Raw genomic sequence first — 14,104 nt, 5'->3', positions numbered from 1 at the left:
CCTTGTCCCGAGGCTTGCGGCTGCGGGTGGGTAGGATGCCGACGTCGTAATGGGCCGCGAGCTTGCCGTAGCTGCGATTGAGCTCGGGATCGTAGAAGGAAGCCTTGTGTACGCCGCTCTTGAGGTTGTCCGGCACGACGATCCTTGGCGCGCCGCCAAAGAAGCGGAACATCCGCACATGGGCCTCGATCCAATCCGGCAGGGTCTGGGTCCAGGTCGCCTCGGCATAGGTGAAGTTGGAGGCGCCGAGCACCGCCACGAAGATCTCGGCATGGCGCACCTCGCCGGTGGCAGGATCGACGATGGGCAGCTTCTTGCCCGAGTAGTCGACGAACACCTTGCCGCCGGCGACGTGGTTCTGACGCATGGTCGGCGACAGGCGGCGCTCGAACTCGCGCATCAGGTCGCAGAAGCGCGAGTAGCCGTAGCCCTCAGGGCAGGCCGCCCTGTGCTCCTCGTGCCGGATAGTCATCGTGACGCCCGGGCGCTTCATCTCCCTGGCGAGAGCAGCCCAGTCCGGCTCCGGGCGCCGGCGCAGGCCGGTCTTGACGCCGCTCCTGGCGAACAGGCGCTGCTCGAGGAGGGTGTCGGTGAGATCTGCGGGCAAGGGCCAGGTCAGTCCGGCAGCCTTGGCCCGCTTCAGGGTGTCTTGGACAGTGGAGCGGGCGGCTCCGACGGGTCGTCCGATCGACCGGTCGCTCTCGCCGCTGGCGTGCAGGCGCAGGATGTGACGTATAGCTCTCATGGTCAGCCTTCTCTTTGCCGGCATGGCCGCTCCTTGTTCGTAACAAAGGAGCCTTCATGCCTGATCGGCGGACCCTGGGAACACCCTTCGACGCTGTCTCAGCCCCTGGCCGGACAATGATCGGAATGGTGGCCGGAGATTGATCGGAATCGCGGCCGGCTTCATCTCGGAATCCCTGGCCGAATGAAATCGGAATCTGCATGCGGCTGGTGTGATCATCATGAACCAAGGCACCGAAGGACAGACAGGGATCTTTGCTGGATCATTGGCAGCGGTTGCCAGAATCCCGGTACTCGGGGTACCGACGGAGGTCGGCCTCAGACTTGCAGCGGCGGCTCAGAAAGCGAATGGCACTGAAGTTCATTTGAAGATCGAGGCGGAGAACGGGATCCGCCTGACACACAATGTGATTGCCGAACAAGATACAATGAGCGGCAGCTTTGTCGTCGTAGGGGCTCACCTCGACAGTGTGTCGGAAGGACCGGGCATGAACGATAACGCCAGCGGCTCGGCGGCGGTCTTGGAAGCTGCTCTGCGGCTGGTTGGAGAGCCTGCAACAGGCATCCCCATCCGGTTTGCCTTCTGGGGTGCAGAGGAGCGCGGTCTTCTCGGGTCCCGGCACCACCTGAGTACCATTCCTGAGGAGGAGCGCCGGCGCATTGGGCTTTACATCAACCTGGACATGGTCGGGTCACCGAATTTCGCCCGCTTCATCCAGTACACCTCAGAGAATTCATCCGGGCTTGTGGCGAGAATCGCCGCGTCCCTCAACCATGCCTTTGCACAGCATCGCCTCCCCGTGGAGGAGCGGACCAGACGCTCCCGAGGGTTCGGCTCGGACGATGCTTCCTTTGCTACCAAGGGGATCCCGGCGATTAGCCTGTTTACAGGAGCTGGCGGGGTCAAGAACAAGGCACAAGCTCAGCAGTTCGGCGGGAGCGCCGGACAGCCAGTCGATCCCTGCTATCACAAAGCTTGCGATATAGTGGCTAACATCAGTGAGCAGGTACTGAAGCAGATCACGGATGCGCTGACCGATGCATTGAATGAGCTCGCTAGTCACTGAGCCGTCTGGCGGCGGGGAGATGCGAAAAGTTGCGAGCGCATTTTGCGGGCATCGGATCATCGATTGAAGGCCGATACGCTATCGCACATCTTGGTGTTGCTCTCTCAGATCAAAGGCATGTGGCTGCTCATGTTCTCTTCCCCGCTATTGCTCAGTGCGATTGCCATTGAGGGCTATGCCGTTCTCGCGGTGGAGCTCCTCACCATCCGTCAGCTTACCCCGTACGTGGGCAATGCGACCGACACCGTTGCCATCGTGATTGCCGCGGTTCTGCTCCCTCTTGCTTTCGGGTATGAGGCGGGCGGCCGGGCCAGTCTTGTTCCCGGCGATGAGCCAGGGGTGCGCCGTCAGCTCACCCGCAGCCTGCTGATTGCCGCCCTCGTCCTCAGCTTCGGACTGTCCCATCCCTTTCTGGCCGCATTCTTCGCGATCCTCGACAGCCTTGGGCTCACCCATCGCCTGGTCCAGACTGCCATTCATGCCTGCTTGTTCTTGGTCTACCCAGTCTACCTTCTGGGCCAGACCATCCCGCTGATCGCCTATTGCTCCACCGGCGTCAGCCTGCCCCGCTCCACCGGACTGATGCTGTTCCTGTCGACTCTTGGCTCGTTCCTGGGCTCCGTGGTCTCAACCCTCGTGTTCATGACCTTCTTCGACGTCCACATCACGGTGGCACTGACCCTCGGGCTTCTGGTGTTGCTCGCCACCCTCATTGGCTGGCGGATGGCGGGCCACAACAGGCTGGCTCTCACAGCCAGCGCGCTTGGGCTCTACATCATGGCCATCGACAGCCCCGCGGTGGTCAAAGCCTATGGCATCGTCAGCAATAATCTCTACAGCGAGGTGCGGATCGTCACTAACCCGGCCGAGGACAGCCGTCTCCTGGTCAACAACAACAGCCCGTCCTCCAAGTTCGCGGCCCATCCCGAGCATCGCTTTGCTTACTTGAAGTTCATCGAAAAGGAGATCCTCAGGCGACTCGAGACGGATCGGCCCCGGCGCATTCTGGTGATTGGGGCCGGAGGGTTCACCATCGGCTTGGAAGATCGCTTCCACGCCTACACCTATGTCGACATCGACCCTGCCCTGCGTCAGGTGAGCGAGGAGTATTTCCTGCGCCAACCTCTGTCGCCAAACAAGACATTCGTGCCGGAATCCGCCCGCGCCTTTCTGCGCCGCAATACCGAGACCTATGATGTTGTGGTGCTGGACGCCTTCACGAACCGGATCAGCCTGCCGCCAGACCTGATCACCCGCGAGGCATTTGCCGCCGTCCGGCAGGCGGTGGCGCCGGACGGTCAGGTCATCATGAACATCATCACCTCTCCAAGCTTCGCCGACAGGTTCAGCCGTGCATCGATGCCACGATCCGTAGCGTGTTTCCCTTCGTTTCCCGTCAGATCCTGCCTGAGACCCGGACCGGCAGCGTTGCGACTGTGCTCTATCTCGCGGGCCGTTCAGACAGCCAGCCGCACGACATCTACACGGACGATCGAAACCGCTCGTTCCTGGATGACTAGTGTTCGTGATGAAATCGGCCATCCGTTCCGGGAAGTGCAAGGCGCTGTACGCAGCCCGTGCGAGGAGCTCTTCCGGGAAGCTGCGATGAAGCCGGTCCGACGGCAGTACGAGAGGCACCAGGATTACGGCCGCCACTGTTACCCCACATGTTCTTATGCTCTCATCGTATCCAGCCTGCTCCATGCAACCCCTTGAATTCACGCGCACCACGGGCTCAGCAGCACTTCGCCTGACGTCCACGCTACCGACAGTGCGGTACAGGCGATCGCTTGCCGGATCACTTGCGCCATCCTGGGCTCGACGTCGTCGAACCGCTCGAGCCGGTGAACATTGGCCATGAGTTGGTCAATGGTCTGGATTTTCTCTCGCCGCAGCAGGTCCCAGGCCATGGGAGGCAGGTAGAGACCGCCAATCGGCCCGGCGCAGATATCATCAACATGGACCATAGGACTCTCCTGCCTCATCGATAAAAAGGACTGCGAGCAATGCTTCTCAACTTCCAGCGAGCGGATTATAGGCGGGCCTCGATGATCAGGTTGAACGGAGTCCGGGTGGCTTGGCGAATGGTTTCGAACCCGGCCGACTTCAGCACGGCTTCGAGCCTGCTCGGTCCTGCTTGGGCGCCGAGAACATGCGTTCCCTTCTCCGAGATTGCATGAGCGCAGCACAAGGTCGTCGAGGCCGCATAGTATAGCCGGCCGATCGGGCTGATGTTGTCTTCGACCCGGTTACCGGCATACGGCTCGATCAGCATGATCGCGCCATCCCTGGCCATCGCGGTCCTTGCATGGTGCATCGCATCGACCGGCCGGCCCATATCGTGCAGGCAGTCAAAGAAGCAGATGAGGTCGTAGTCGCGGCCGACATATTCGTCGGCGTTTGCGACCTCGAAGCTGACCCGCTCCTCCACCCCCGCCTCTTGGGCTACCCTTCGGGCGATCTCAATCGACCCCTCATGGACGTCGAAACCCCAGAAGCTGCTCTCGGGATAGGCCTTGGCCATCAGCACCGTCGAGTGACCGTGCCCGCAGCCGATGTCAGCGACCTTGGCCCCCTTTTCGAGTTTGTCCGTGACACCCGAGAGGGTCGGCAGCCACTCCTGGACAAGGCTCGCGCTGTAGTAGTTGCGGTAGAATGCGGCGACGCCGCAGAAGAGGCGGTCGCTATGCTCGCCCCAGCTCACGCCCTCTCCCGACTTGAAAGCATTGAGTGTCTTTGCCTCGTCGGCCCACATGGAGGCAACCACCTGCCAGGCATGCGGCAGGAACACCGGGCTCGTGTCGTCAGCCAGGACGGCGGCCTGCTCCGGCGTAAGTTCATAGGTCGCTGAAGCCGGATGGTAGGCGACGTATCCTCCGGCCACTTGGGAGTTGAGCCACTCCCGGACATAGCGTTCGCTACAGCGGCTGCGCCGGGCGATTTCATGTGAACTCAGCGGACCACCGCCGGCCATCGCACGGTAGAGACCCAGCTTGTCGCCGAGGCTGACCATGACGCCGCCGTAGCCGGCCGAAAGCTCTCCGAGGAGACTTCCGACCAGTGTATCGAGCTTCTGCTGATTGATCGTCATCGTTCACTCCATCCTTGCGCTTCCGCGCTCATTGCGCCCAATTCCAGGTCAGGATGCCGATTGGCTGCTGAGGCCGGGAGTGCGAGACTGGCCAGGATCGGTCCATTTATGCCAGGAGACCCGTCGATGCCGGAAATGGCGCGCCCGCTGCACATCAGCCTTGTTGCTATCCCCGATGCGGTCATCTCAACCCTGACCGGGATCTACGATGTTCTGGGCTCGTTCCGCATGCTCGGCCGCCTGGAGCCCTCAATTCCTGAATCGCCGCCGTTTACTGTCGAGATCGTCGCTATCGAGCGGGGCAACGTGGCGCTGGCGAGCGGCGTCCCTGTGCAGGCGCACCGCTCCGTCTTGGAGGTCGCGGCGACCGATATCATCATTGTTCCGTCGGTCCTGCTCGGGCACGACGGATGGACGCCCGGCCGTTACCCCGAGATTGTCGATTGGGCCCGGCGCATGCATACCGAGGGTGCCCTGCTCTGCTCGGCCTGCTCCGGTATATTCCTGCTCGCCGAGACCGGGCTCTTCAACGGTCGAGCGGCGACAGTGCACTGGGGCTACGCCGAGGCATTCTCAAAGGTGTTTCCTGATGTGCCTTTGAGCCCTGAGCGGGTACTGGTGGTCTCGGGAGAGCGCGAGGAGTACATCACCTCCGGAGCCTCGATGACCTGGCATGATCTCGTGCTCTATCTGATCGCCCGGCATGTGGGGGCCACCGCGGCACAGACCGTGGCCCGCTACTTCGCTCTGCAATGGCACCACGACGGGCTCGCGCCCTACATCGTCTTCCAGGGCCGCCGGGATCATGGCGATGCGGCCATCGCCGAGGCGCAGGCCTGGCTTTCAACCCATTTCTCGATCGCAGGTCCCGTCGAAGAAATGGTTCGGCGCTCGGTCCTCCCCGAGCGGACATTCAAGCGGCGCTTTACAGAAGCAACCGGCTTCACGCCGATCGACTATGTCCAGCGCCTGAGGATCGAAGACGCCAAGCGCCGGCTCGAGCGCACAGATGAGCCTGCCGACGAGATCAGCTGGAGGGTCGGGTATGAGGACCCTGCCTTCTTCCGTCGCCTGTTCAAGCGCGTGACCGGAATGACGCCTAGCGCCTACCGCCGACGCTTCCAGGTGCCCACCTTTGCTCGGTCGAAAGCGGGTCGATCGTCCACTTAGGGGCAACTTTCGTTCATTCACTGGCAACCCTCGGACCTCCGCCCGGCGAGAGCTCTGCCATTCCTGTGGCTTCATCCCGTCCTGTCAACCGTAGGCGCAAGGGCGCTGGTGCTTCATTTCGTTAGGGATCTGGTTTTACATATTGCCCGATATCAGCGCTCGTAATGTCGATGCGACGATCAGACTTCCTGCTCACTGTTTCCATCCTGGCGGGTCGCGCAAGAAGGATATACTAAGCGAAGTGTATGTCCTCCGGATTTACAGGCACTCCCTCAAGACCCACATTCCTGGAGAGGGAGACGCAATGGCTGATAAGAAGGATCTCACACGACCACCTACCGCTGGCGGCAGTCCGGCTTCGATGATCGACTCCTTCCTAACGGAGGCCAAACGCCTTGGACCACTGGCCGGCAATGCGCCCCGGGCGCGGCTCGTGTTCGCCCTCGATGCCACCATGAGCCGGCAGCCGACCTGGGATCTCGCCTGCCGCGTCCAGGGCGAGATGTTTGCCGCAACCAGCGAGGCCGGTGGCCTCTCGGTGCAACTTGTCTACTTCCGAGGGTTCGGTGAGTGCCGCGCGTCCCGCTGGGTCGCCGATCCGCGGGCGCTGACCGATCTCATGACCAAGATCGGTTGCCGGGGTGGCCAAACCCAGATCGGTCGGGTGTTCCGTCACGTCCGGACAGAGGCGAGCCAGACCCCGTTGAAGGTGCTTGTCTACGTTGGTGATGCCATGGAGGAACCGATCGACGATCTCTGTGCTGTCGCCGGCGAACTCGGTCTCCTCGGGATCAAGGCCTTCATGTTCCATGAGGGACATGACCCTGATGCGGCCCGCGCCTTTCGGGAGATCGCCCGCCTGAGCGGCGGAGCCTATGCCCATTTCGATGCAGGAGCCCCCCAAGCCCTGTCCGAGCTCCTGCGCGCCGCAGCAGCCTATGCGGCTGGTGGTGTCGAGGGGCTCACCCGGTTGACCGCCGGCAGCCCGCAGGCCCGCGGCCTGCTCACCGCAATCACTGGAGGCAAACCGTGATGCTGCTGTACGGCATCGCTGGCGTGGCAGTCCTGTGGTGGTTCCTGAGCAACTTCGCGCACGCGAACCCGGCTACCCTTGCGAAGCTTTTCAAGGTTATCGGCGGGGTTGTAGCGTTGGGCTTCGCGGGCTTGCTCGCGGTGCGGGGGCGGATCGATATGGCCCTGCTGATCGGCAGTTTCGGTGCTTGGCTCCTCGGATGGAGTCGCCTCACCTTGCCCAATCTCGGTGCGCGTGCACAGCGGGCCTCCGGACGCACCTCACGCGTTCGCTCGCAGCTGATTGAGATGACACTGGATCATGATACCGGGGAGATGGAGGGCTCCGTGCTCGCCGGTACCTCCGCCGGGCAGCAACTCGCGTCACTGGATGAGGCTCGCCTGCGGGATCTGCTGGCAGAGTGTCATGTCAGCGACCCGGAGGGTGTCCGCCTTCTCGAGGCCTATCTCGACCGCCGGTTTCCCCATTGGCGTGAGGATTCTCAGACTGAGGAGCAGCCGCAGGCAGACGCTTGGTTTCCATCGGGCGTGATGACCGCGGAGGAAGCCTACCGGATCCTTGGTCTCCAACCGGGAGCCGGCGCCGATGAAATCCGACAGGCTCATCGCAATCTGATGAAGAAGCTGCACCCGGACCAAGGCGGTTCGACCTATCTCGCAGCTCGCGTCAACCAGGCCAAGGACGTTCTGTTGAGACGGGGCAACGGGTAGTCGTGGAGGCACATTCTTGCTGCGTGCTTCGTCACAGTTTGTTTAGGCGCAATACTTGTTCCAATCCCAATCTGCCCCGCTTACCTCACGCAAGTAAGTGGGACAGATTGGCGAGCGAAGGCTCGAACTATGGCGCGGGAAAAGGTTCGAGACGGAGCGACTTTCGGCGGGCCGCGCCACTCCGCTCAACCTGCCTTGCGCTTGGCTATAATCAACGCCAGAGGATTGGGCTTCGCTTCTCCGACCCGGTGGAGCGTGTTCCGGTCCTGATGGGCAAAAGGCACATCCCGGCCATGCACCAGCAGCTCAGTATCGGTAACGTAGCTCCAGTTCCCCTCCGGATGGAAGGTGATCGTGATCTGGTAGCTGTTCGTGCGGAACGCCTGCTCCAGAAAGGTTGTCGAGCAGATGCCATAATCGGTCTGCCCGCGGGTTGCCGTCACGACGATCTCGTCTGAATCGGATGTCGCCTGGCCCGCCGCGATAGCGACTTGCCCGCGTGGGATGGCGATGGTCTGCATAACGAGGCCGGTGGCCGGCTCCCACAGCCAATACCCGACCTGATCGTGGAAGGTGATGTCCTCTTCCTCGGTCGTGATGTGGATGTGGTAGCGCAAGCCGTATAGCAGTTGTGGCCCGTTCGTCTGCGGGTCGATTGCCTGAAAATCGATATTTTCGATGAACACGCGCCGCTCCGGGCCTTCCGCTTTGGGGTTGAGATCGATGCCCTTGCGCGCGCGCCAGCGTCCCGCCAGCCGCCGCAAGGGGCCCAGATTATTGAGCGTTTCCGGATCGACGTCGCTGGGTTCGGTGAATACGTCCGTGAGGGCAGTCATAAGCGAAGGAGTCATGGCAGAACCTTTTTGTTCGCAGGTGAAGGGACTAGCAGACACCGACAATGCTTGTCCGCCAGGGCTGCGGCGGCAACCATGCGGCGGCGGTGTCCAAGGCGGCGTCATAAGGGTACTGTCAAGTTGGTAAAGGTCTGGGGTCTGTGGCAGGGCCCCAGACATGAGCACGATCTCCAACCCCTACCGCGGCTACCGCTTCCCGGCTGACATCATCAATCAGGCGGTCTGGTTGTATCACTGCTTCAGCCTCAGCCTGCGCGAAGTCGAACTGATCCTCGCGGCGCGAGGCATCGTGGTCAGCTACGAGACCATCCGCGAATGGGGCCTGCGCTTCGGACAGACTTACGCCAAGACCTTCAAGAGGCGGCCGAAACCCGGTGACAAGTGGTTCCTGGACGAAGTGTTTGTCCGCATCCGAGGCAAACTGCACTACCTCTGGCGAGCCGTTGATCAGCATGGCAACGTGCTCGATGGGTTGGTCCAGAGCCGCTGCAACAAGAAAGCGGTCAAGCCCTTCTTTCGCAAGCTGCTGAAGGGTTTGTGTTACACGCCCAGAGTCATCGCGACGGATAAACTCGGATCCTATGGCGCCGCTAACCGCGAGATCCTGGAGGGTGTTGAACATCGCCAGAGCCGATTCCTGAACAACCGCTGTGAGGTCCCACACCAACCCACCCGACGGCAGGAGCGCCACATGAGGCGATTCAAGTCGGCTCAACAGGCCCAGCAGTTTCTCTCAACCCATAGCCCGATCCACAACCACTTCCAGCTCTGCCGTCATCGCCTGTCTGCCAATGAGTACCGGACTGCGCGTGAGCACGCCTTCGCCACTTGGCGCAATGCGACCGGTGCTGCCTTCGTATAATCGCTTGGACCGACCTGACGGCTCCGCCCGCACCAGCTTTGTCCATTAGCCATCAACTTGACAGTACCCAGCCGGAACTATTGTATCTGGGTCGCGTTGGCTCTTGTTCTGCATGAACGGAGGACACCATGTGCCACTATCGAGGATCATATGTGTCCGAGGACAGGGCGAAGGCTGAGGCTGATCGCCAACGGGAGCTTGAGGCTAGACGCACCCAAGCTATCGATAAGCTGAAGCAGGAGGCCGACACAGCGGCCCAGAGGGCAGCGTCCACCCCAGCAAAGGAACCTGTTCCGGCGAAGTAGCTTGGCCCTACATTCGGGCGGTCATTGCAGGTACTGTGCCCTGCCAAGGCGGGGCATAGTCCATCCGAGGCGCAACGTTGCCGCTGCCGTCCCTGTGCAACAACATAAGGGCAGCAAAGCCTTAACGAAAACTCGGCACCTCGTAGCACCAAGTTCAAGTATTAATTTGACCGGCTATGGCAGATCCTGATCGCCGCACGATCAGTTAAGCAGCCTTTTTCGAGCGACGGCCCTTTGCGGGAGCGGCATCATTGGTGACAGCCTCTACCGGGGCCTTACCTTTCTTGCGCTGCTGGCCAAGTCCCATTGTCTTGGCAAGCTCGGAGCGCGCCTTGGCGTAGTTCGGTGCAACCATTGGGTAATTGGCTGGCAAGTTCCACTTGGCGCGGTACTGCTCGAGGGTCATGTCATAGGTCGTGCGAAGATGGCGCTTAAGCGATTTAAATGACTTGCCATCTTCCAGGCAGATGATGGCATCCGGGGTGATGGACTTCCGCACCGATACAGCAGGCACCAACTCAGTCTTGGGCTCCTCTTGCTGACCTTGTGCGGTCCTCGTCAGGGCAGCGTGAACGGACTGAAGCAGCGAAGGTAAGTCTGCTGCCGGAACCGAATTATTGCTGACATAGGCGGACACGATGTCAGCAGAGAGTTCGATGTAGTTCGGAGAGATTGCGCTCTCGCTCATGATATTCTTGTCCTCGGCTGCACGGGAGCTGGTTTGAGAAGGTGTATCGAACAAGAGAATCTGTTCTAACAGGATCAGCAGGAACAGCCCATACGGCACAACAGATACCTGTGATCTCGGCCCCACCTATGGCCTTTGTTGAACTTTGGCAAGGCTCATCCTCCGACATTGAGGTTAATCATTGCCTTTGTGCCACTAAACTTCACGATTAGGTTTGAATACCTCGGAACCTTTCGAGCCAGGAAACGTCAAGGTGAAACGCTCTCAAAACAGACCACCGACGCAACAGGCACTACCACAAAGCAGAAGACCGAGTGCTAACGACCCTCAGCTAGACCATGCGTACTCCTGCATTACTATTGGCCTGACACGCCCCAGCCAAGAGAGGCCAATTCGATGATCTGCCCCTTCTGCAAGCAAGAGGTTGATGAACCCTGCCACAATACCGTTGAGATGCAACGGCGGGCCCGCGATCATATCGACCGGTGCGACAAGGCTCTCAGAAGCCTAAAAGGGATCAAGTACAGCTAACCATGGCGATTGGCGTAGCGGAGTTTCTTGGTGAGGTTCATCCGTGCTTCGAGTACCTTCGCTGCAGCAAGGCTCGTGTGATTGCGCACCAATCCAGTACGTATCGCCAACAAAGACTCTGCCCTCGGATGGGCTAAGTCTCTCAAGAGAAAACATGCTGTATGGCGCAATGCTGCCCAACGCGCACCGGTTCCTGGCTCAGAAGGAAGAAAGTGGGACCGAACGAAGGGCTTAGCCTGCCGTTATTCTTGATATGCGACGCATGGCGCGACCAGGACGATGGAGGAAGACATGCTTGGTAAGCATCTCGTATTGGCTCTTCTCGGCACGGCTTTGGCGGTCGCCCCGGCTCTGTCTCAAACCAATCAGCCCGCTGGCGCAATGCCAGCACCTTCGGCGGGTGATGGTAGCTTCGGCGCGAGTGAACCAGTGCGCATAGATCCCGGCAATTGGCTGACCCAGGAGCAGTCGGGGCAGTGGCGGGCCTCCAAGCTTGAGGGCCTGGATATCTACAACCAGAACAACGAGAAGATCGGTGACATCAGCGAAATGCTCGTGGACAGTAGCGGCAGGATTCAGGCGGTGGTGGTCGGCGTCGGCGGGTTCCTGGGCATCGGTGAACGTGATGTCGCGATCCCATTCGATCAGGTGAAATTCGTGAATGAGCCGCGCGCCGCGGCGACCACAGCCACCACGACCGATCCGAATGCCCCAGCATCAGCGAGGGCCACAGCAACCGCTCCGGCGGCCAGCCCGAATGCGCCGAGCACCACCGGCACCGTGGCCACGGATCGGACCGCCGATGCGATTGCTCGCGCGGCTCCGGATCATGCGGTGCTGACGACGAACATCACTAAGGATCAGTTAAAGGCGGCTCCCGAGTTCAAATACGCTCGGTAAGGATGATCCTGACAAGAAGGGGCCACGAAGCCCTTCGGCTTTTGCTGCTGTCTGAGAGACGCAAAGATTCCTGTCTGTTTGAGAGGATAGCCTCAGTTATCTGTGACGGTTGGTGTCGCGGAGTTTCTGCTCAGGCGCAGAGGTAGGATTTTCAGCGATCACCCAGTAACCCCGATGCCATTCCCACCGGATGCGGCCCAGGCCGATATCGGTGACACAGCAGGGCACTGTGTTTGAGGTGTTCTCAGGCATACACAACCTCTCCGTGTTCGCGCATGGGTCTCGGGTTAGTCACCGTCAGGGGTTCTATCCGGTGCCGGAATATCGGCGTCACCAAAGCCACGCCGCCCATGGAGCTTGACCTTCGAGGTCGGTGCAGAACAGTCTTCCAGCATCCGCACGGCTTTCCAGACTGAGCTTACAACCCTCTGAATAGGACTAAGCGGCGTCTTGCTCTTGATAAGTTCGCCTTCCTCCACTGAAGCGGTATTGGCCGTTAGCGTCCCCCACCCTCGCCGGTCATCTTTGAGTTGGAGATGTCTGAAAACGCGACTGTCAGGCCATGCTGATTAGCTCTGACCATGATCGCGAAACTCCAGTCGTGCCGATCCTCGTCCTTTTGGGCACCACGCTGGCTCAGTCGTTTTGGAGTCTTGCTCATGCTTGGATGGGACAACGGAGCGCGGGCTTTTTGATGACGGTGAAGGCTTGGACGATCTGAGTTAGTGTCGCGGCCATGCGGATGGGCGGGACAAAAGCGACGTTTCTTCCCGAGCATGTTCGAACCGACAACAAACATATCCTTGCACTTGAGGAGGGCGTATACTCCCCGATTTTGGGAGGATATCAGAATGCAGCGCATCCGGTCCTATCTTTCCTACGGAAACGAAGCGACCTTTGCTGCCGCTCTGGCGTTCTTGTTCTGCGGGGCAGTGATCCTGGGATTCGTCTAGTGCTTGCCCAAACCTTGATCGCACTACTCCTGATGGCCGCTGTTGTGGCAATCTACGTCCTCGCGATCAGGGCTGGGTAGTGGAAAAAGCCCGGATGGTTGAGATGAAATTGTCCAGTTGCGATGATGTCGCCGATCTGCTGGGGTGCGCCGGACAACGAAGACTCATTGCCCGCGCTGTCGCAGCGCGAGCCTTGGAGGTGGCCTATGGCCTATATGATGTTTCAGTATGACCGTCCGACCGACACGCAGAACTGGAACAACTACAACCGGCATGTCTGGGACTGGATTGGTTAGCTTCTGAAACTGCCCGGAGTGGTATCCTTTGTCGCGTACCGCACCGCCAATCAGGAAAGTCCTGACACGATCACGATGCTGGAGTTCCGCACCATGCAGGAGGCTCAGCAAGCCGCAGTGCCGGAGCCATTGAAGCAAATTCTCGACGAGTTGCGGAGCGTTGGCGCGGTGGCCAGGGTGCTGCTGATTGAACGGCTGCCGTTCACGCCCGAGCCCATCCTGGCCTGAAATCAAAAATTCAGAGAGCGACTCAGCCACGCCAGCTTGGATGTTTTGCCCTAACCTTTCCTGGCCCCAGCACGCCTTACCTCTGGCGCGTATCAGTCCCTACCGGCTGAACTCGTGCTTGCTCGGTCCAGATAACCGATGGCGCGAAGCCGGGTACCTATCGTGAACTGATCAAGGCTGGCCAGCGGCAGGCGGAGGAACGTGCCGATCCGGCTCTTCAGGAACTGGAAGGCGCGAACAAAAGCTTGCTCCTTGTCGGCGTCAGAACCTTCGACAGCGGCTGGATCGTCGATGCCCCAGTGAGCGATTGAGGGAGGTCCCGGCCAGACCGGACAGGCTTCACCAGCCGCGCTGTCGCAGACGGTGACGATAAAGTCTATCACAGGGGTTCCCAGAGCCGCGAACCCGTCCCAGCTTTTCGAGCGGTATCCGTCTGTCGGATAGCCGTGGTCTCCGAGTACCTTCAGGACCAGTGGATGGATCATTCCCCTCGGCTGGCTGCGAAATACGCCCGGAAGTGTCCCTCACCGTCCTTGCGCAGGATGCCTTCGGCTAGGATCGAGCGGGCAGAGTCGCCGGTGCAGAGGGACAGAACATTGTCGGTTTGCTCGGTCATGGGTGCCCTCCCCGTGCCAGACATTGCACCTCAGCTCCGTGCGCCGAAGCGCCGAT

Annotated in this window: 12 protein-coding genes and 2 pseudogenes; 8 read left to right on the top strand and 6 right to left on the bottom strand. The window is 60.4% G+C overall.

The features are described from left to right. Position 1: 1 nt before the first annotated feature. Positions 2-769, bottom strand: a pseudogene (istA, locus tag JO965_RS34435) (IS21 family transposase); the annotation flags it as partial. Positions 770-965: 196 nt separating this feature from the next. Between istA and JO965_RS34430 the strand changes: the two are divergent. Together JO965_RS34430 and JO965_RS34425 are read left to right on the top strand one after the other, a co-directional pair. After that, positions 966-1,811, top strand: a complete 846-nt coding sequence (locus JO965_RS34430; protein WP_203446472.1) for a M20/M25/M40 family metallo-hydrolase — start codon at positions 966-968, stop codon at positions 1,809-1,811. A 129-nt stretch (positions 1,812-1,940) separates the two neighbouring features. After that, on the top strand, positions 1,941-3,527 hold the full coding sequence (locus JO965_RS34425) for a fused MFS/spermidine synthase (RefSeq protein ID WP_203446471.1): 1,587 nt from the start codon (positions 1,941-1,943) through the stop codon (positions 3,525-3,527). A 2-nt stretch (positions 3,528-3,529) separates the two neighbouring features. On the opposite strand, the gene JO965_RS34420 is transcribed toward JO965_RS34425, so the two are convergent. Continuing rightward, positions 3,530-3,778, bottom strand: a complete 249-nt coding sequence (locus JO965_RS34420) for a hypothetical protein (RefSeq protein WP_203446470.1) — start codon at positions 3,776-3,778, stop codon at positions 3,530-3,532. Between the two features lie 65 nt (positions 3,779-3,843). Beyond that, positions 3,844-4,902: a class I SAM-dependent methyltransferase gene (locus JO965_RS34415; protein ID WP_203446469.1), complete on the bottom strand. Its 1,059-nt coding sequence runs from the start codon at positions 4,900-4,902 to the stop codon at positions 3,844-3,846. Positions 4,903-5,028: 126 nt separating this feature from the next. Here JO965_RS34415 and JO965_RS34410 point away from each other — a divergent pair, with 126 nt between their 5' ends. The 3 genes from JO965_RS34410 (at position 5,029) to JO965_RS34400 (ending at position 7,815) form a co-directional block, all read left to right on the top strand. Next, a complete protein-coding gene (locus JO965_RS34410; protein ID WP_203446468.1) occupies positions 5,029-6,072 on the top strand; it encodes a GlxA family transcriptional regulator in 1,044 nt (347 codons plus the stop codon). A 304-nt stretch (positions 6,073-6,376) separates the two neighbouring features. After that, positions 6,377-7,105 carry a VWA domain-containing protein gene (locus JO965_RS34405; protein WP_203446467.1) on the top strand — a complete coding sequence of 243 codons (729 nt, stop codon included), beginning with the start codon at positions 6,377-6,379 and terminating at the stop codon, positions 7,103-7,105. Next, positions 7,102-7,815, top strand: a complete 714-nt coding sequence (locus tag JO965_RS34400; protein ID WP_371826986.1) for a DnaJ domain-containing protein — start codon at positions 7,102-7,104, stop codon at positions 7,813-7,815. The genes JO965_RS34405 and JO965_RS34400 overlap by 4 nt, the downstream gene beginning before the upstream one ends. A 185-nt stretch (positions 7,816-8,000) precedes the next feature. Here the strand turns inward: JO965_RS34400 and JO965_RS34395 are convergent, their stop codons facing one another. Beyond that, a complete protein-coding gene (locus JO965_RS34395; protein WP_203446466.1) occupies positions 8,001-8,666 on the bottom strand; it encodes an FABP family protein in 666 nt (221 codons plus the stop codon). 160 nt (positions 8,667-8,826) lie between these two features. Between JO965_RS34395 and JO965_RS34390 the strand changes: the two genes are divergently transcribed. Beyond that, positions 8,827-9,531: an IS6 family transposase gene (locus tag JO965_RS34390; protein WP_203446465.1), complete on the top strand. Its 705-nt coding sequence runs from the start codon at positions 8,827-8,829 to the stop codon at positions 9,529-9,531. A 510-nt stretch (positions 9,532-10,041) separates the two neighbouring features. Here JO965_RS34390 and JO965_RS34385 read toward each other — a convergent pair. Beyond that, a complete protein-coding gene (locus JO965_RS34385; protein ID WP_203446681.1) occupies positions 10,042-10,524 on the bottom strand; it encodes a MucR family transcriptional regulator in 483 nt (160 codons plus the stop codon). An 822-nt stretch (positions 10,525-11,346) separates the two neighbouring features. Here JO965_RS34385 and JO965_RS34380 point away from each other — a divergent pair. After that, positions 11,347-11,955 carry a PRC-barrel domain-containing protein gene (locus JO965_RS34380; protein WP_203446464.1) on the top strand — a complete coding sequence of 203 codons (609 nt, stop codon included), beginning with the start codon at positions 11,347-11,349 and terminating at the stop codon, positions 11,953-11,955. Between the two features lie 1,267 nt (positions 11,956-13,222). Beyond that, positions 13,223-13,432 carry a hypothetical protein gene (locus JO965_RS34375; RefSeq protein WP_203446463.1) on the top strand — a complete coding sequence of 70 codons (210 nt, stop codon included), beginning with the start codon at positions 13,223-13,225 and terminating at the stop codon, positions 13,430-13,432. Between the two features lie 92 nt (positions 13,433-13,524). On the opposite strand, the pseudogene JO965_RS34370 reads toward JO965_RS34375, so the two are convergent. Continuing rightward, positions 13,525-14,048: pseudogene (locus JO965_RS34370) on the bottom strand (arsenate reductase ArsC). Positions 14,049-14,104 lie beyond the last annotated feature (56 nt).

The sequence above is a fragment of the Microvirga sp. VF16 genome (genome assembly GCF_016864375.1).
Classification (GTDB): domain Bacteria; phylum Pseudomonadota; class Alphaproteobacteria; order Rhizobiales; family Beijerinckiaceae; genus Microvirga.
Note: the sequence above shows the minus strand (reverse complement) of the source record. Positions and strands in the feature narration are given on the sequence as shown.

What these genes read in the sequence shown, in the direction of transcription:
- JO965_RS34430 (WP_203446472.1), top strand. Translation starts at nt 966, where the DNA reads ATGAACCAAGGCACCGAAGGACAGACAGGGATCTTTGCTGGATCATTG.
- JO965_RS34425 (WP_203446471.1), top strand. Translation starts at nt 1,941, where the DNA reads ATGTTCTCTTCCCCGCTATTGCTCAGTGCGATTGCCATTGAGGGCTAT.
- JO965_RS34420 (WP_203446470.1), bottom strand. Translation starts at nt 3,778, where the DNA reads ATGGTCCATGTTGATGATATCTGCGCCGGGCCGATTGGCGGTCTCTAC.
- JO965_RS34415 (WP_203446469.1), bottom strand. Translation starts at nt 4,902, where the DNA reads ATGACGATCAATCAGCAGAAGCTCGATACACTGGTCGGAAGTCTCCTC.
- JO965_RS34410 (WP_203446468.1), top strand. Translation starts at nt 5,029, where the DNA reads ATGCCGGAAATGGCGCGCCCGCTGCACATCAGCCTTGTTGCTATCCCC.
- JO965_RS34405 (WP_203446467.1), top strand. Translation starts at nt 6,377, where the DNA reads ATGGCTGATAAGAAGGATCTCACACGACCACCTACCGCTGGCGGCAGT.
- JO965_RS34395 (WP_203446466.1), bottom strand. Translation starts at nt 8,666, where the DNA reads ATGACTCCTTCGCTTATGACTGCCCTCACGGACGTATTCACCGAACCC.
- JO965_RS34390 (WP_203446465.1), top strand. Translation starts at nt 8,827, where the DNA reads ATGAGCACGATCTCCAACCCCTACCGCGGCTACCGCTTCCCGGCTGAC.
- JO965_RS34385 (WP_203446681.1), bottom strand. Translation starts at nt 10,524, where the DNA reads ATGAGCGAGAGCGCAATCTCTCCGAACTACATCGAACTCTCTGCTGAC.
- JO965_RS34380 (WP_203446464.1), top strand. Translation starts at nt 11,347, where the DNA reads ATGCTTGGTAAGCATCTCGTATTGGCTCTTCTCGGCACGGCTTTGGCG.